This window comes from Flavobacterium erigeronis, from assembly GCF_054075165.1.
The window spans coordinates 276344-295174 of record NZ_JBSKGP010000008.1; the positions used below are offsets into that span (position 1 = coordinate 276344).

Consider the following 18831-nt stretch of genomic DNA (forward strand, 5'->3'; position numbering starts at 1 on the left):
TGCAAAAGTACCATCAACGTCTTGAAAAAAGATAGGGAAAAACGGATTATTATTTTGTAAAAACGGATTAAATTTTGAAAATCAACGCCACTATTTTAACTTCTCAAACGCCTATAATTAAAATTCAAATTGGAGCTAACTATTATCCAAAAAGTATTTTAACCGAAGAAAATGTCAATACACAGAATGAAGATTCAGAACAAATAATTAGCAGACATCTCATAACCGACGGACTGGTTCTACTTGATACTCAGTTATATTTCTCAAGTTCTAAAACTGTTCTTTTTGAAATTGATGAAGAGTCTATTGTCATGAATTTTATTTACAGCAGTAATGTAGAAACTCATATTGACCAATTGGAAAGCGAAAAGTTTTCTAAAGAAAACACGCACAATATTTTCTATACGAATAATTTTAAAGGCTCTTTTAAAATTCCCGCTCATAAGCAGATAAATTACATGTCGATTATACTTTCTAAGGAATTCTATTACAACATTATAAACGAAGACTGGCAGCTGCATGAGAAATTTTCGAAAAAAATTCTGGGAAAGCAATCTTCTTATTTAACAACAAAATATCTTCCTTTTACGCCCGCAATTCAATGGGTAACATCAGAAATAAAAAACTGTACGAGAGAAGGCGTTTTAAAAAGAATTTATATCGAAAGTAAAATTAAAGAACTCCTTATTTATCAGCTTGAAACAGTAGATACAAAACCTTTAGCTTCAGAAAAAATTAGCGAAGAAGATTTTAGCAAGCTTTTAGAAGCAAAAAAAATATTAGAAAACGATTATAGAAACACTCCTACTCTACCGGAACTTTCCAGACTTATTTCGTTAAACGAATTCAAACTTAAAAAAGGTTTTAAAGCTTGTTTCGGAACGACTGTTAGGAGCTATATCATAAAACTCAGAATGGAACATGCGAAAGAATTATTCCAAAGCAAAACGGCTACGGTAAGCGAAGCGGCGTATAAATGCGGCTATAAAGATATTTCACATTTTTCGGCAGCTTTCAAAAGCTATTACGGATTCTCGCCTCAAAAATTTAAAATCAATACTGATATCATTCAATTCTTCTTATTGGCTTTTTCATTTGCTATATAAAAAAAGGGTTCTAAAATTCCGTCCGTCGACTTCCTTTTAAAACCCTAAAAAAAATTAGACATTAATGTATAGTGCAAACTCTTATACAAGTACCCACGATCAAATGAATATGTCAAAATTTAATTCAAAAAAAATGTTTCTCCAAAAAACATGAATTGTTAAAACTTAAAAAATGACATTCTAAAAAAGGTAAAAACAGCATTGTTATTAAATTTCAACAGCCCAAAATTAAAAGGCTCAATAGAGATTCCCTTACGGTTTTCCTCATTCAACAAAAAATTAACATCATTATAACAAACCGAAAAGCTTAAATGATTGTGCAGCAAAATATTGCCAAAATCAACTTTAACTAAATTTTGTAAAAGAAAATACTAGATTCCTTCCGAAAAACTTCTTAAAAATACATTTCTTGTCCTAGATTAAGTTTCTTTTTCTAAATACCTGACTACATTTGCGAATGCAATTATATAATTAGACAATTTCTTAGAAGCTTAGAAGCTCATTACCTTAGTACCTTAATAACTCAGAACCTCAAAAAAATGAAGCTACAATTTTTATTACTCGGAAAAAACGAAGCTATTTTAGCTATTTTGCTTCGCCTAGTTAACGCAGATGAAAACTGGAATGGCATTGCTTTTAATAACGAAAAAGAAGCTCAAGAATACTTTCAAAATAACAAAATAGATATTGTACTACTGAGTTCTGCAATTGAAGATCATATCGAAAAAGAGTTTACTTCTTTCTGCTTAAAACATCAGCCCGATGTCGAAGTTATTGAACATTTTGGAGGCGGAAGCGGTTTATTGAAATCGGAAATCCTGCATAGGTTGCATTTGAAAGGAAAGCTTTAAATTTGTTTTCTTTAAAATATCCAAAATGGAAAAAACATATTCAGTTGTATTTTATTCTAAAAAATTGGTCGCTCCAGTTAAGGAAATGAAAAACTTCTTAAAAAGTGAGATTGGATGGTACAACAGCTGCAATTCTGAAGCTCATATTACCATTTGCGAATTCAAAATTGACGATTCCCAACTTGATTCCACTAAAAAGAAACTTATTAAAATTGCTGATAATTTTACCTCTTCCCAAGTACATTTAGATCATTTTGGATTTTATGAGAATGCTGGCGCGTTTTACATTGGTGTAAACGATGAATCTAAAATGAATCTAATACCAATCATGAAAAAGATTCATGAAACGCTGAAATCTTTAAAACTCAAAAAAAGTGACGATCCGCACATGTCAATCGGTCGACGATTAACTCCAGAAAATCTTAAAAAAGCTACTGAATTATTTACCACAATCGACCTTAATTTTCTTTGTGATTCAATTGTTTTAAGAGAATTCGATCCCGTTGTAAAACAGTTTTTTGTAATTGATGCTTTTCCTTTTGGCAACAATCCCCAACCAGAATTTGTTCAGGAGAGTTTGTTTTGAAATTTGCCACAAAGGCACAAAGGCGCAATGTTTTTTAAATATTCTATTTCTCCATTTCAACCATAGCCCAAGGTTTCAACCTTGGGTACATATTTAGGGATGGCTTCGTTGCGTACCCAAGGTTAAAACCTTGGGCTATGTTCGAGCAAAATGCGTAAAGCTTTGCGCACTTTCTAATTCATATATAAATAAAACTTGCGTCCTTTGCGTAATTCTTAGCGCCCTTTGCGGTTAAACAAAAAACTTCGTGCCTTAGCATCTTCGTGGCATAAAAAACTTTTTTCGTATATTTGATTTTCGCAAATTCGAATGCTATGAAATCCCTTGACTCATTTTACAAAGACATTACCGAAGGATCTACTGTAGATCCAAATTCACTGCTTCCAAATGACATTCAGAAAGAAATCGGGCACTTTAATATTTTTGATATAAAAGAACTTTTGGAGCGCATGAAAGGAAAACCTGGTATGCCTTATGACCGCAGAGCGTATTATAAAATAAGTTTGATTAGAGGACACAATAAAGCAGAATATGCCAATAAAGTAATCGAAATAGAAAAACAAGGATTGTTATTTGCAACTCCCAAAATTCCATACAATTACCTTCCGCAGGATACCAATCAAGGAGGACAATTTTGTGTTTTTACAAGTGAATTTCTTTCTAAAAGCAAAAGCGGAATCGACTTGGACGAACTGCCTATTTTCGCTTCAGACGGCTATCCTATTTTTCAGCTTTCAGACGAAGAAGTTTCAGAAGTAGAACTGATATTCAACAAAATACAAAAAGAAATCAATTCTGATTATATATATAAGTACGACTTAATCCGAAATTATGTTGCAGAATTAATTCACTTTGGTCAAAAATTACAGCCTATTACGGCATTATATTCTAAACACAATTCTGCAGCAAGAGTTTCGTCTTTATTTGCTGAATTATTAGAAAGACAATTTCCGATTGAATCGCCAAACCAGCGATTAGAATTAAGAACCGCCAAAGATTTTGCTGAAAGATTATCAGTGCATGTTAATCATTTAAATAAAGTTTTAAAGGAAAACACAGGAAAAACCACCACCGAATTAATAAGCAGCAGATTAACCAACGAAGCCAAAATCCTTTTAAAACAAACGGACTGGAATATCTCTGAGATTGCCTATTCACTTGGTTTTGAAGAATTAGCACATTTTTCTAATTTCTTTAAAAAACAAACAACCTTTACGCCGATTGCTTTTCGAAGCTGATTTTAAATTTTAGAATGTTGATTTTAGATTGCAGATTTTAGATTGCAGATTTTAGATTGTAGATTTTAAATTATTGATTTTAGAATTAAATTGTAGAGCTTAGATTGTAGAGAATCCGAAGGATTCAAATGTTTATAGCATAATAATTAGTCAGTTGGGTTTGACCCCGAAGGGGTCATATTATGCTCGGTAATACATCTTCTATAAATATTTGAATCCTTCGGATTCTGTTTAAAATAAAGTAATTCCTGTATAGTTTGTCCTCCTGAGCGAAGTCGAAGGATCTCATGCTACATCCGCATCGTGTATATACTGTGCGTGTCCTTCGACTCCGCTCAGGAAGACATAAAATGAGAATTGGAATTTGGGTTTTGGAATTTGGAATTTCAAAAATTGGAATTTCACACTTGATTTGAATTTCGCAAACATCGGTTTGATATTTACAATTCTCCACCACTGCTTTGGCTATACCTTTGTCTCATCAAATTAAAAGATCGAAATTATGAACTTATCAAACAACAAAATTTTAATAACCGGTGGTGCAAGCGGTATCGGACTTGGACTTACCGAAAGATTTTTGAAAGAAAACAATACTGTAATTATCTGTGGAAGAAGGGCTTCTCTTTTAGAAGAAATAAAAACTAAATTTCCAACCGTAATTACAAAAGTATGTAATCTTTCTAAAGAGGAAGATCGTATTGCTCTTTATGAATGGATCAAAGAAAATCATTCTGATTTGAATGTTTTAGTAAACAACGCCGGAATTCAAAACTGGAAATCTGTAACCGATGCTGATTTTTACGAAAGTATGAAATCGGAATTAACAACAAACATAGAAGCTCCGTTGCATTTAACTTCGCTTTTCATTCAATTGAAATCACTCACAACGGTTATGAATGTAACTTCTGGATTGGCATTTTCACCTTTTGCAAAAGTTCCAGTTTATTCGGCTACAAAAGCATTTTTCCGTTCGTTTACGATTTCACTTCGTCATTTATTAAAAGAAAAAAACATTGAAGTAGTCGAGATTATTCCACCAGCATTAAACACCGATTTAGGCGGAATCGGACTTCACGACGCTCACCCAAGCGTAAGCAGTTTTATTGAGTCGATTTTTGAACAGTTAAAAGAAGGGAGACAAGAGCTTACTTTCGGAACCAGCGAAACGAGATTGAACGCAAGCGTACCAGAATTGAAGGCATCATTTGAAGCGTTACATTCTAACTAATTTATTAAACACATAGAAACATAGATTTAGAAACTTAGAAAAGGCGTTTCACTTGTTTAAAAAAACATAGCTAGCGTCTAGAATTACACTTCCAGCTATGTGTGAGAAACTAGTTTCTTTCAGCTCTCTTTTAACGAAAACAAAAAACCTATGTTTCTATGTGTTTAAAATTATTCACAAGCAAAACTCGTAAAAGTCTTCGACTTCACTCAGACAGACAACAACAAACAACAAACAACAAACAACAAACAATAAACAACAAACAATAAACATCATGACAGTAAATACAAAAATAGCTCTAGTTACAGGCGGTAGCAGAGGTTTAGGAAAAAATATGGCAATTGCAATTGCAAAAAAAGGATTAGATGTAATTATTACTTATAACAGTAAAAAAGAAGAAGCTGATGCAGTAGTTTCGGAAATTGAAAGTTTGGGGCAAAAAGCGGCTGCGTTACAATTAAATGTTGCAGATTCGGGAACTTTTGATTCTTTTTTCGAAGCTGTAAAAACAACTTTAAAAAACACTTTCAAAACAGACAAATTTGACTTTTTGGTAAACAATGCTGGAATCGGAATCCATAAATCATTTATCGAAACTACAGAAGCCGATTTCGATTTATTAACTAATATCCAATTTAAAGGCCCATTCTTTTTGACTCAAAAAGCTTTAAACGAAATGAATGACGGTGGTGGAATCGTGAATATCTCAACTGGTTTAGCAAGATTTTCGTTTCCAGGTTATGCAGCTTATGCTTCTATGAAAGGTGCGATGGAAACTTTGACAAAATATCAGGCAAAAGAATTGGGCGCTAGAAAAATAAGAGTCAATATTGTAGCTCCTGGTGCCATAGAAACAGATTTTGGAGGCGGTGTCGTTCGAGATAACGAGCAAATGAATCAGCAAATTGCTTCGGTAACCGCTTTAGGAAGAGTTGGTTTGCCAGACGATATTGGCGGTGTTGTTGCCTTTTTATGCAGCGAGGAATCTCGTTGGGTAAATGCGCAAAGAATTGAAGTTTCTGGTGGGATGATGTTGTAAAGAGGTTTCAGGTTTAACCGCAAGGCACACAAAGATTTACGCAAGGTTCGCAAAGTTTTTCACATAAAGCTTTGCGAACCTTGCATTTCTATTCGTATAGTTTAAAAAACTTGCGCTCTTTGCGGTTAAAAACACACAAAGAATATCAACTTGAAACTTGGAACTTGAAACAAAAAAACAAAACCCGATAAGCTTAAAAAACTTTATCGGGTTTGTCATTTCAAATAATATTTGAATTAGTAAAATCTTTAATTCTTTTCGATTGAGACTTCAAAACCGCCGTCTTTATCAAAAACAACATCATAAAACTTAGTGTCTTTTATTATGCCAACTTCGTAAGTTGTTTTGTTTTTATCGTCTACTACTTTTGCAATTTCTTGAATCGCTTTCGCTTTGTAATTCTTTTTCAAATAGGATTGTGCTTTTACGGGAAGATCTCTAAACGCGATCTCCAATTCAAAAGCTTTCATGATTCCTAGATTGTCATAAATCGCTACCGCTTTAGTGGTATCGTTTACATTGTATCGTGCTTCATACCTAACTTCGTCTGCATCGTCACCCACATATTCTTCAGACCAAACCGGTACCTTTCCGGGATATTCTTTTTCAAAAGTAAACCGCACCTTTTCTGGCGGTGTAATTACTTTTTTCATGTTAGTTCCTTCTTGCGCAATTAAAAAACTACTGCATAAAAAAGTAAAAATCAAAAATGCATTTTTCATAATTTCTCTTTTAAGTTGAACTTTAAGTAACGTATTAAAAGTACTACTTTTTTTTATTATGAAAAATAAATATTTTTTAGTTGGTAAATGGTCGGTTTTTTAATATTCAGACTTCTTATGATTAATTAAAAACTGAACACTATCCCTAAACTTCGAGACTGAACACTAATTTTTCTTAATCCTGTCCGTCAATTCTCTTTTATAAGTAATTCCAATTGGGATTCTTTCATTTTTAATGACAACAAAATCTTTTTCTGTCGCATCAATTTTATCTAAAGCCACGATATACGATTTATGAATGCGCATAAAATTCTTTTCTGGAAGGCATTTTTCAAATTCTGTTGTCGTGATCGAAGCCAAGTAAGTTCGTTTAGTAGTATGAAGCTTCACATAATTTCCGAAACTTTGCGCAAACAAAAGCTGATCCAGTTCTATATCCATAATATAACCGTCAACTTTTACGCTTACGGTATTTACAATCGTTTCTTCTTCTTTTGCTTTTCCATTTTCTGTTGAAAAAAAGCGATCGATTGCTTTTAAAAACCTCGGAAAATAAATCGGTTTCAGCAGATAATCAATAACGCCGTAATCGTAACTTTCTAAAGCAAATTCAGAATAAGCCGTTGTTAAAATCGTTTTTGGATGATTCGGAATAATCTTTAATAATTCCATTCCTGAAATTTCGGGCATATTGATGTCCAAAAACATTAAATCGACTGTATTTTCACGGAGATAATTCATTGCTTCGATGCCATTATAACCTTGAAAAACCAATTCTAACTGCGGATTCTGTTTGATATAATTCGCTAGAACATAATGCGCTGCGGGTTCGTCATCGACAATTATACATTTTTTGGTTTCTTTCATCCTACAAACTTTTTTAGCTGAATTTCTAAATCAACAATGTAAGTTTGCTTATCATCGTTAATATTCAATTTATAGTCTTTTCCATAAATTAAATTCAAACGTTCGATCGTATTTTTTAAGCCTATTTTGGTCGAAATCACATCGTTTTTCTTCGGAATCGAATTCGAAACATGCAATTTCAACAAACCATTTTCAACTGTAATCGTAATTTTAACGAAGCATCTTTCAATCGCGCAAGTGCCATGTTTAAAGGCATTTTCGATAAAAGCAATTAAAAGCATGGGAGAAATTTTATAGGTATATTCGTTGTCTACCTGACTTTCAAAAGTAATATCGCAACGATACCCAACACGCTCTTTTTCGAGCTGCACATAACTGTTTATAAACTCCAATTCGTCTTCTAAAGAAACACATTGTTTGCTGTTGCTTTCTAATTGATAACGCATTAGTTGCGAAACTTTCATAATTAAATCGGGCGTTCTGTCTGGAAACTGAAGACTGATTCCGTAAAGTGTATTAAAAGTATTGAATAAAAAATGCGGATTTAATTGTCCTTTCAATGAATTCAATTGCATTTGATTGAACAATAAAGCCGCATCGGTTTGTTTTCTGTGAATACGATAAAACTTAAATACAATAATCGGACTCAGAATGCAGACCAAAGTTCCTAAAACGCTCGCCAATTGGTACGCATAACTTCTCTGATGCGAGTTTTGATACAAATGGCATTTGGCAAACATATCCAGCATTGTGATTTCGTACAAAATGACCGAAAAGACAAATACTCCAAAAAGCGTTAAAATGATATATGTAAAAGGTTTATTGGCTTTGAATAAAATTGGCAGTAAAAAAAAGCGGTTAAATTGGGCGTGCATGTACAAAATGCAATAGAAAAATATACCCATTAAAATAGAAATGAAAGAACTGAATAACATCCAATCATTTTTTAAGGTATAAATTGTAAAGGAGAAAAGGACAACGGCAACCTCCTGCCACCATTTGTTATCCAGTATGTTATCAATTCTTTTGTTCATTCTTAATTTTGAAATAGTTTACAAAGTACGAACAAATATTTAATTATTTTTTTCAAAAAATGACAAATTCAATTCGTCATTTACTAGTGCAGTACATCACTTAACCTGACTTTTATCAGCATAAGAGAAATAAATTTGTTTCATCAAAAACATTTTATTTCACACCTTGAGTTTATGTATTTCAAAAAAATTACCTTTTTATTTTTATTGATTTTTGCCTCAATCGGTTATGCTCAAACCCTATCTTTAAAAGAAGCTGTAAAGATAGGTCTTGAAAACTACGGTTCTATCCGAGCAAAAAGCAATTACACCAATGCATCAAAAGAGACTCTAAAACAATCCCGTCGTGATTATCTGCCCAACTTAAATTTATCGGCGCAGCAGGATTACGGAACTGTAAACGGACAAAACGGACCGCTTTACGGATTTGGAGGTTTAGGAGTTGCTTCATCAGGTTTACCTCTTCCTGAACAAAACTGGAATTCGGCGTTTGGAGCGCTGTATTTAGTCAACATGAATTGGGATTTTTTCACCTTCGGAAAAACGAAAGAGAAAATCAATCTTTCAAAAATTGATGTTCAGGCTAAAGAAAAAGATTTACAGCAGGAAAAATTCCAACAGGAAATTAAAATTTCGGCTGCTTATTTAAATCTTTTGGCAAGTCAGAGATTACTGATTTCACAGCAAAAAAATCTTTCCCGCGCAGAAGTTTTTAAGAAGACTGCAGCCGCGAGAGTTAAAAACGGATTATTGGCTGGAGTAGATTCTACTTTGGCTACCGCTGAAGTTTCTAAAGCTAAAATCGCTTTAAATCTGGCTAGAAACTTCGTTAAAGAACAAAACAACAAATTGGTTGATTTGATGGGCGTTGCACCACAGGATTTTGTTGCTGATACACTTTTTGTAACGCAGATTCCGAAAGAATTAATTAAAAGTGAAGCTACTACAGACAGTTTGCACCCTTTATTGCAATTGTACAAAACGAGAATTGATTACAGCAATCAGCAGGTGAAATTGTACAAACGATTCTATTACCCAACAATGAGTGCTTTTGGAGTTTTACAAACCAGAGCCTCTGGATTTGATTCTTCTTATGCAACGAATCAAAATGCTTTTACAAGAAATTATTGGGATGGCGTAAATCCAGATCGTACCAACTATTTAATTGGAGTTGGAATTACGTGGAATTTAACCACACCTTTCCGTTCCAGCAAACAGGTAAGCGCACAGAAATTTGTTTCGCAGGCGATTCAGGAAGAATACAATCAGGCAGATCGTGAACTGAAATCGCAGCTGAATTTTGCTGAAGATAAAATCAGAATCACTCTGGAAAATTACGCCGAAGCGCCAATTCAAGTTGATGCAGCAAAACGAGCGTACATTCAGAAATCGACTTTATACAAAAACGGTTTAACCGATTTGACTGATTTAACGCAGACGATGTATGTTTTAAACCGAGCCGAAATCGATCGTGATATTGTCAATAATAATGTGTGGCAATCGTACTTATTGAAAGTCGCAGCAACAGGAAATTTTGACTTATTTATAAATGAATTTTAATTATAAATCCTAATGAATTTAATACGTTTTGCACTCCGCAAACCCATATCGATCTTAGTATTGGTTGCGGGTCTATTTTTCTTCGGAATCGGTGCCATCAAAGACATTAAGGTAGATATTTTGCCGAAAATGAATTTGCCGGTTATCTACATCGCGCATCCGTTTGGAGGTTATACTCCAGACCAAATGGAAGCTTATTTTGCTAAAAACTATGTGAACGTTTTACCTTTTTCGAACGGTATCAAATCGGTAGAAACCAAAAATATTCAGGGGTTAATGATTATGAAATTAACCTATTATGAAGGAACCAATATGGCGCAGGCAGCTGCCGAGTTGAGTGCACTTTCGAACAGGATTCAAGCGGCTTTTCCTCCAGGAACACAGCCTCCGTTTATCATTCGTTTTGACGCATCTTCTCTGCCAATTGGACAATTGGTTTTGAGTTCTAAAGTCAGATCCAACAACGAATTACAGGATTTAGCCAACGTTTATGTTCGTGCTTCCTTTACTTCAATTCCCGGTTTATTGTCTCCGGCTCCCTTCGGCGGAAGCCCAAGAACTATTGAGGTTAACGTAGATCCAGATTTATTGCGTTCGCACAATATGACGCCAGACCAGATTGTCGAAGCCATTCGTTTGAACAACCAAACGGCTCCGTCTGGAAACGTGCGTATGGGCGACAAAAACTATATTACGCCAACTAACAATACGATTAGAGAAATTGCAGATTTTGAGCAGATTCCACTATTGAAAGGCGGTGTTCAAAACTTAAAACTGGGCGATGTTGCTCAGGTAAAAGACGGTGCCGATATCACAGCGGGTTATGCTTTGGTAAACGGAAAACGTTCGGTTTATATTAGTATTGCAAAAGCGGGAGACGCTTCGACTTGGGATGTGGTTCAGAAATTGAAGAAAGAATTGCCTAAAATTCAAAGTACACTTCCTGAAGATGTCAACATTACGTACGAATTTGACCAGTCGGTTTATGTAATCAACTCCGTAAAAAGTTTGATTACAGAGGGAATTATCGGTGCGGTTCTTACGGGTTTAATGGTTTTATTATTCCTGGGCGATAGACGTGCAGCGTTAATCGTAATTATGACGATTCCGATTTCGGTTATTTCTGGGGTTTTATTCCTGAAATTATTCGGGCAGACGATCAACTTAATGTCTTTATCAGGATTAGCGCTTGCAATTGGTATTTTGGTGGATGAAAGTACCGTAACGATCGAAAATATTCACCAGCATCTCGACATGGGAAAACCCAAGGCTCTCGCCATTTGGGATGCCTGTCAGGAAATTGCCTTGCCGAAATTATTGATTTTACTTTGTATTCTCGCCGTATTTGCACCGGCATTTACGATGGTCGGAATTCCGGGAGCATTGTTCTTGCCTTTGGCTTTAGCGATTGGATTTTCAATGGTGATTTCGTTTTTACTTTCGCAGACTTTTGTTCCCGTAATGGCCAACTGGATGATGAAAGCGCACACGAAACACGCACACGAACCAAATATTACCGACGACGAAGCAGAGTTTAACGCCTGTGGATTAACGCCTGAATCTGAGCAAGATTTAATTGCACAGAAAAAGGAAATGGTCGAAAGGGAAGATTTTAACAACGACGGAAAAGTGAGTGGTTTCGAGAAATTCAGAAACCGTTTTATGCGCACTTTAGACCGATTGTTTGTACATAAAAAAATAACGAGTATTACGTATTTAGTTGTGGCAACTGTTCTAGCAATAGTATTCTTGACTTTTATCGGAAAAGACGTTTTCCCGAGAACCAATTCGAGCCAGCTCCAATTAAGAATGCGCGCAGTTGACGGAACACGTTTGGAAAGAACCGAAGAACAAGCTAGAGTTGTTTTGAAAGAATTAGAAAAAATGGTCGGCAAAGATCATATCGGAATTTCTTCTGTTTATGTCGGTCAGCACCCTTCTCTATTCTCGATTAACCCTATTTATTTATTCATGGCGGGTTCTCACGAAGCGGTTTTTCAGGTAAGTTTAAAAGATTACCATGAAGATATGGACGACTTTAAAGACGAGTTTAGAGCGCGTTTGAAAAAAGTGTTGCCCGATACTAAACTTTCTTTCGAGCCAATCGAATTGACTGATAAAGTGTTGAGTCAAGGTTCTCCTACTCCAATCGAAATTCGAATTGCAGGAAAAGACAAAAAACGAAACGAATTGTACGCGACTCAAATTGTAGACAAACTAAAAGCGATTTCGTATTTCAGAGACGTACAAATTGGACAGCCAATTCATTATCCAGCAATGAATATTGATATTGACAGAACTCGTGCTGCCGAATTAGGCGTTGATATGAACGACATTTCACGTTCGTTGGTAGCATCAACTTCCTCTTCTCGTTACACCGAAAAAAACAACTGGGTTGATGAAAGAGCAGGATTATCATACGCGGTGCAAGTTCAGGTTCCGTTGAATAAAATGAAAAGCAAAACCGATATTGGAGAAATTCCGGTATTGAAGAACTCGCTTCGTCCAGTTTTAAGTGACGTTGCCAAAATTACACCAGGCTTTGTGAGCGGTGAAAACGACAATTTAGGAGCCATGCCATACATTACCGTTACGGCCAACATCTACCAAACCGATTTAGGTACGGCATCAAAAGATGTGTCGTCAACAATTAGTTCATTGGGCGAATTGCCTCGTGGTTTGTTTATTACGCCAATTGGACTAAGTACTGTATTGACCGAAACATTAAGCAGTTTACAAACAGGATTATTGGTTGCCGTTTTTGTAATCTTCTTAATGTTGGCTGCTAATTTCCAATCGTTCAAAGTTTCGCTGGTAATCTTAACGACCGTTCCTGCCGTAGTTTTAGGATCATTATTAATGCTGACCATTACAGGTTCTACGTTGAACTTACAATCGTATATGGGAATCATTATGTCAGTTGGAGTTTCTATTGCCAATGCGGTTCTTTTGGTTACAAATGCCGAGCAATTGCGTAAAATAAACGGAAACGCCTTAGAATCGGCTCGTGAAGCGGCGGCGTTGCGTCTTCGTCCGATTATCATGACTTCGGTTGCGATGATTGCGGGTATGTTGCCAATGGCGATCGGACACGGCGAAGGTGGCGATCAGGTTTCTCCGTTAGGAAGAGCAGTAATCGGCGGATTATTATTTTCTACATTTGCCGTATTATTAATCCTTCCGCAGATCTTTGCGTGGGCACAAGAAAAAACATCGACACAATCTGTTTCTCTAGATCCTGAAGATCCAGAAAGCATTCACTATATTTCATCAATAAGTAAGTCGAAAGTTGGAAAGTAACCTGTTGAGTATATTTTTTAAACACATAGAAACATAGATTTGAGTTTTAAATAAAAAGAGGTAAAAGAAAAAACTAGTTTTCACACATAGCCAAACTATGTGCACTTAGATTAGTAAAACGCCTTCTATACGCAAAGAAAACTATGTTTCTATGTGTTAAAAATTACACGAACAGATTAAAACATATTCATTATATAAAACCAAAAAATGAAAAGTAACATTATAAAATCATCTGCATTATTATTTACAGCTTTAGTTGTATTAAGCGGTTGCGAAAAGAAAAAAGAAGAAACTGCGAAACCAGAAATCGAACCTAAAGTAGAAACGTTTCTTTTAGCAAAAGAAAAACTGACTACAGAATTGCGTTTACCAGCAGAATTAACCGGTTTTCAACAAGTTGATTTGTACGCAAAAGTAAGCAGTTTCGTAAAAACCTTAAAAGTTGATATTGGTTCTAAAGTAAAAAAAGGACAGCTTTTAATTGTTTTAGAAGCACCAGAAATCAGTTCGCAATTGGCAGCTGCCGAATCGAGATTAAAATCGATGGAAGCGATTTACGCAACCAGCAAAAGCACTTACAACCGTTTGTACGAAACAAGCAAGGTGGAAGGAACGATTTCTAAAAACGATTTAGAAATGGCAAGCGGTAAAAAGAATTCGGATTACGCACAATATCAAGCAGCCATTGCAGCACACAAAGAAATCTCGATTATGAGAGGTTATCTTGAAATTCGTGCGCCATTTGACGGCGTTGTAGCAGCAAGAAATGTCAATTTAGGAACATTTGTTGGGCCAGCAGGAAAAGGATCTGATTTGCCTTTATTAACGATTCAGGAGCAGAGTAAATTACGTTTGGCGGTTTCGGTTCCAGAATTGTATACAGGCTATCTGCATCCGGGCGACGAAATGAGTTTTAACGTAAAATCGTTACCAGAAACGTTCACTGCAAAAATTACGAGAATGTCTGGTGCTTTAGATTTAAAACTGCGTTCTGAAAGAGTCGAAATGGACGTTCACAACACCAAAGGAAATTTATTGCCTGGAATGGTTGCCGAAGTTTTATTACCGCTTAACGCGAAAGACAGCACATACGTAATCCCGAAAACGGCTTTAGTAAGTTCAGCAGAAGGTCTGTATGTGGTAAAAGTGGTTAACCACAAAGCCACAAGAATTGACGTTAAAAAAGGAAGAGAAATCGACGATAAAGTAGAAATATTTGGTGATTTAACTCCAAATGATAAATTGGTAAAAATTGCCAGCGAAGAAACTAAAGAAGGCGATACAATAAACGAATAACCTGCGTTTAGCCTTTTTAGTAGATTACCATTAACTGTACGCATTCTTTATGAATGCAAATCTAAAAATTTGCCTAAGGACAGTTCCTCTTTTTGGAGGGACTGTTTTTTTATTACTAACAAGTAAAAATACTTATGTCAATTATATTTTAAAATAAATATATTTGATAAATTAATAAGAGTTTACCTTATTAAGTTCCTATGTCAAAAAAATTACTATTTTAATCCTATTTAAAAATATGCTTTTCAATATATATTATATAAATTTTCCTAAAGTTTATGAAATCAAAATGATGCTTAGCAATGTTATCTCACTAAATAAAGAGATAACAAAAGATTTATCAGCTGAAGCAAAAGCTGAAATGAAAACCAAGCTTGGAATAAATTTCATGGACTGGTTTAAAATGGGAGATATTGAAGCCTCCGCTGAATTAAAAGGATCTGGAACAAAAAAAGTTTTCGAAACATTTGAAATCAAAACAACAAAATCTTTGATACTCAACGATGTAATAGAAAAAGCAAAAATTGTCAAAGATTTTTCATCAGTTCAAGAAGGAACATTATTGAAAATAGATAATGTAAAATTGAGTCTCGAAAATGAAGATGAATTACGTATTGTAAAATTCATTAACAGCGGAGCACTTAAAGATTTAATGATTCCTGGTTCGAATGGTTTTGATATGAGCAATCTGTTTAACTCTATGTTTAAAGATTATGCTTATAAAATTAAAGGAGAAAATCAAACTGAAAATATAATAATAAAAATTCCCTTGACATTTGAAAGCGAGTTCGAAAGTTCTTATAGTGTTGATGACTTATTCGTAGGTAAAGTATCAATTGTAGGACTTTATAAAGGGAAAATTAAAATTGATAGTCTAAAAAATTCCTTTCAGTATTTTCAAGAATTGGGACAATTACAAAATAGTCTAATTCTTCCAAATAATGACGATGATGAAATACAAGAAAGTCATTACACAACTTCACAAGCTCCTAATCAATTGTATTTTAAAAGTTCAGGTGATAATAATGAATATAATTATATTGATTTATTAGCAATTATTCAAAATGTTAATACGGAAGATTAAACACTATGGATTTAACATTACATTTTTACGAAAAAGATGATTACTATGATTTTAAAGAAACCAAAATATCTGAAGGATATTTTTTTGAAAGTATTACAAAATTTATCCATAATACTATAGATATTTCTGACTTAGAAGTTGAAAAATTAATTATTGATATATCTGCCATAACAGAATATATTAATATTCAATCTGTAACTGAACAAGTTGTTGATAGATTTGAGATTTCTCCATTTTATATTTGTGATATTTCTAAAAAAGAAAAAATTGAATACGAATTACGTCATGCATTTGAAAATTTAAAGAATCTTGATAAAGATTCTTTTATCAAAAAAAAGAAAGAAAAAAAAGCTTCAGAACTTGATGAAGTACAAATCGTTAAGCAACATAAAAAAATCACTGATTTAAGTGATGATGAATTAGACATTTTTTTACATGAATTTAATTCTAAATTATATGGTCATGAAAAATTTAAAAATGATTTTGCTCAACAATTAAGGACATTTCGGATTTTTAATAAACTTGGAGAAAATAAAATCCTCTCCCTTTTCTTAATGGGTGAGTCTGGTGTAGGGAAAACAGAAGTTGCTAGAACAATTTTTAATTGTCTCAATGGAAAAAAACGTCTTGCAAAAATAAATTTTGGAAATTATAGTAGTGAATTTTCTTTAAGTTCATTAATTGGGGCTTCAAGAGGATACAGAGATAGTGAAGATGGAGAAATTTTTATGAAAGTAAGAGATACTGATATTGGAGTTCTTCTTATAGATGAATTTGAAAAGTCAAATGCCACTCTCTTCAATTATTTTTTAAATGTTTTAGAAACTGGTTTAATGGAAAGTTCTCTAGGTGGTCAAATAGATTTAAACGGTTTCATTATAATTTTTACATCTAACATATCTAAAGAAAATTTTAAAGAAAAAATTTCTCCCGAATTGCGCTCAAGATTTGATTACAAGGGGATTTTTACATTATTAAGTAATACTGAGAAAAGGAAATATATTGAATTTAGATCTGAAAATATTAGTAAAAAGATAAAAACTGAATATGGATATGAATTTGGAGAAGAATTAAAACAATATTTACTAAACAATATTAAAATAGAGACATTTAAAAACATGCGAAATATAAATCGAGAAATAAAAAAGATGTTTTTATTATATCTAGCAAATCAAGAACAAAATAATTCTAAAAACAAAAACTTGAAAGTTTAATTTTACCCGATCGCGCAGATCTTCTTCGCAACGATAGCGAGAATTTGTCATCGATATCGCAAAATAATAAACACATTATATCTTTAAGAACTAAAACCTCGATTCCAAAAAAATCGAGGTTTTTCCATTTTATAAACCTTACTCCTCACTCAAATAAGGATTCAGAATCTCCGCCAATTCATTGAGCCAATAATAATTGTCTTCAAAATTTGCTAGTCCGATTTGGAGGGTTTGGTGTTGTCCTGAAACACCGAGAGCTAAAATGCAGTTTACTTGTCTTAATATTTTAGCCATATCTTCGGGATCGATTATATGGTTAAAAAAATCAATCAGCCTTGTTTCGGCTTCTTTGGAAAGGGTGTTTGAATTCATAAAGTCGTAGTTTTAAGAATTTAAAAACCCTTGTAAATTAGTGTTCCTAACGCCTACGACAGCGTTTACGGTCGTTTCCGATACCGTACACATAATACAAGGGCAAGTCTATTTAATTCTTAAGGTCGTAGTTTTAAGAGCTACAAACATAAGAAAAATACATTTAAAAAATAAATATTTTCTTACAATATTGTTTATATATTTATCGGCTTTATAATATACCAAATGTATAAAATTCGTTATTAGAAATAATCATTTTAAAATGGTATGTTTTGTATTTTCAGAAAGTCCCAGCGGGACGAAATAGGTATAGAAAACAATTCAGCCCATTTCAAAAGAACCCCAGCGGGGTGAAATCTTATTTACCGTATGTCGCTCCGCTGGAGCTTTGATACGGCACGTATTATGAATCTATAAATATTTCATTCCTCCGGAATTTTTAACTGCTGAAATATTCTGGTAATATGTGTCTTTCCTACACGTTTCGACGGATTAAAATCCATCGCTACAAAATAAATCGAGCCTATGGCTCTTGTTGAAATTCCGTTAGGAATGATTTATTTTGTAGCCCGGGATTTTAATCCCGGGTTAATGAATCCCAAAATTAAAAAGATCCGATCGCGCAGATCTTCTTCGCAACGATAGCGCGGATTTGCAATCCGTGCCCGTAACGATAAGTAAATATTAAAAGTAAAAAAATCCAAGCCAAGCCAATCTTTGTGGGCAATTGCAAATCCGCGCTATCGAACGGAATTAGTATCAGAATTACTATTTTCGCTTTAACTAAATAATTTTTATAAATTGTAATTTAATAAGCATTTGAAACATTATGATTAAAAAAATTTTCTTTCTTTCGATAATTATTGCTTTTTCATCATGCGAAAAAAGTGAATTCGAAAATTTACTTTCTAATCCAAACAAAAAATGGTGCTATATAAATAATAATAAATATGATAAAAATTCTATTATTAATTGGTACATGAAATTTTATACAAATGGAGATTTTGAAAATCTATCTGTAACAAATAATCAGAAACTTATTTTAGTGGACGGACAATATAAAGATTGCTTTTGGAAATATTCTAAAAATGATAGCATTCTAGAATTATGCGATTCTCGATATAAAATTTTAAAATACGAAAAAGATACAATTCATCTTATGGGATTAAAAGATAATTTTAAGTGTTTATTTATAAATTATAATCCAAAGAAATAAGAAAGAAAAATCGACAGCGCAGATCTTTTTCGCAACGATAATCAAATATTAAAAGTAAAAATTAATGCGAAGCCAATCTTTGTGTGCATGGATTGCAAATCGGCGCTATCGGAGTTTA

The 18831-nt window shown here is 33.7% G+C and carries 16 protein-coding genes; 12 read left to right on the forward strand and 4 right to left on the reverse strand.

All coding sequences use genetic code 11. The features are described from left to right. Positions 1-74 precede the first annotated feature (74 nt). From ACWA1F_RS16870 to ACWA1F_RS16895, 6 genes are all read left to right on the forward strand, one after another. Entirely contained in the window at positions 75-1106 is a 1032-nt protein-coding gene (locus ACWA1F_RS16870; RefSeq protein ID WP_456895298.1) for an AraC family transcriptional regulator, read from the forward strand. A gap of 539 nt (positions 1107-1645) precedes the next feature. Then, on the forward strand, positions 1646-1957 hold the full coding sequence (locus ACWA1F_RS16875; protein WP_456895300.1) for a hypothetical protein: 312 nt from the start codon (positions 1646-1648) through the stop codon (positions 1955-1957). 25 nt (positions 1958-1982) lie between these two features. Further along, a complete protein-coding gene (locus tag ACWA1F_RS16880) occupies positions 1983-2543 on the forward strand; it encodes a 2'-5' RNA ligase family protein (protein WP_456895302.1) in 561 nt (186 codons plus the stop codon). A 314-nt stretch (positions 2544-2857) separates the two neighbouring features. Further along, the gene (locus tag ACWA1F_RS16885) at positions 2858-3781 is read left to right on the forward strand and encodes a helix-turn-helix domain-containing protein (RefSeq protein ID WP_456895304.1); all 924 of its coding nucleotides are present in this window, start codon (positions 2858-2860) and stop codon (positions 3779-3781) included. A 502-nt stretch (positions 3782-4283) separates the two neighbouring features. Further along, entirely contained in the window at positions 4284-5009 is a 726-nt protein-coding gene (locus tag ACWA1F_RS16890) for an SDR family oxidoreductase (protein WP_456895306.1), read from the forward strand. A gap of 274 nt (positions 5010-5283) precedes the next feature. Next, positions 5284-6048, forward strand: coding sequence for an SDR family NAD(P)-dependent oxidoreductase (locus ACWA1F_RS16895; RefSeq protein ID WP_456895308.1), 765 nt, complete (start codon positions 5284-5286; stop codon positions 6046-6048). Between the two features lie 248 nt (positions 6049-6296). Here the strand turns inward: ACWA1F_RS16895 and ACWA1F_RS16900 are convergent, their stop codons facing one another. The 3 genes from ACWA1F_RS16900 to ACWA1F_RS16910 all read right to left on the reverse strand — a co-directional run bounded on the left by ACWA1F_RS16900 (position 6297) and on the right by ACWA1F_RS16910 (position 8671). After that, positions 6297-6770, reverse strand: coding sequence for a hypothetical protein (locus tag ACWA1F_RS16900; protein ID WP_456895310.1), 474 nt, complete (start codon positions 6768-6770; stop codon positions 6297-6299). Between the two features lie 165 nt (positions 6771-6935). Further along, on the reverse strand, positions 6936-7637 hold the full coding sequence (locus ACWA1F_RS16905; RefSeq protein WP_306159422.1) for a LytR/AlgR family response regulator transcription factor: 702 nt from the start codon (positions 7635-7637) through the stop codon (positions 6936-6938). Continuing rightward, on the reverse strand, positions 7634-8671 hold the full coding sequence (locus ACWA1F_RS16910; RefSeq protein WP_456895312.1) for a sensor histidine kinase: 1038 nt from the start codon (positions 8669-8671) through the stop codon (positions 7634-7636). Before ACWA1F_RS16910 ends, ACWA1F_RS16905 begins: the two co-directional genes overlap by 4 nt. Before the next feature lie 174 nt (positions 8672-8845). Between ACWA1F_RS16910 and ACWA1F_RS16915 the strand changes: the two genes are divergently transcribed. From ACWA1F_RS16915 to ACWA1F_RS16935, 5 genes are all read left to right on the forward strand, one after another. Next, complete coding sequence (locus tag ACWA1F_RS16915; protein WP_456895314.1) at positions 8846-10231, forward strand: TolC family protein; 1386 nt, start codon at positions 8846-8848, stop codon at positions 10229-10231. Positions 10232-10243: 12 nt separating this feature from the next. Beyond that, positions 10244-13531, forward strand: coding sequence for an efflux RND transporter permease subunit (locus tag ACWA1F_RS16920; protein WP_456895316.1), 3288 nt, complete (start codon positions 10244-10246; stop codon positions 13529-13531). 207 nt (positions 13532-13738) lie between these two features. Continuing rightward, complete coding sequence (locus ACWA1F_RS16925; protein ID WP_456895318.1) at positions 13739-14827, forward strand: efflux RND transporter periplasmic adaptor subunit; 1089 nt, start codon at positions 13739-13741, stop codon at positions 14825-14827. Positions 14828-15065: 238 nt separating this feature from the next. Next, positions 15066-15911: a hypothetical protein gene (locus ACWA1F_RS16930; protein WP_456895320.1), complete on the forward strand. Its 846-nt coding sequence runs from the start codon at positions 15066-15068 to the stop codon at positions 15909-15911. A gap of 5 nt (positions 15912-15916) precedes the next feature. After that, the gene (locus tag ACWA1F_RS16935; RefSeq protein ID WP_456895322.1) at positions 15917-17125 is read left to right on the forward strand and encodes an AAA family ATPase; all 1209 of its coding nucleotides are present in this window, start codon (positions 15917-15919) and stop codon (positions 17123-17125) included. Between the two features lie 138 nt (positions 17126-17263). Here ACWA1F_RS16935 and ACWA1F_RS16940 read toward each other — a convergent pair whose 3' ends face one another. Next, complete coding sequence (locus ACWA1F_RS16940; protein ID WP_456895324.1) at positions 17264-17497, reverse strand: hypothetical protein; 234 nt, start codon at positions 17495-17497, stop codon at positions 17264-17266. Positions 17498-18326: 829 nt separating this feature from the next. Here ACWA1F_RS16940 and ACWA1F_RS16945 point away from each other — a divergent pair. Continuing rightward, complete coding sequence (locus tag ACWA1F_RS16945; RefSeq protein ID WP_456895326.1) at positions 18327-18713, forward strand: hypothetical protein; 387 nt, start codon at positions 18327-18329, stop codon at positions 18711-18713. The last annotated feature ends 118 nt before the right edge of the window (positions 18714-18831 follow it).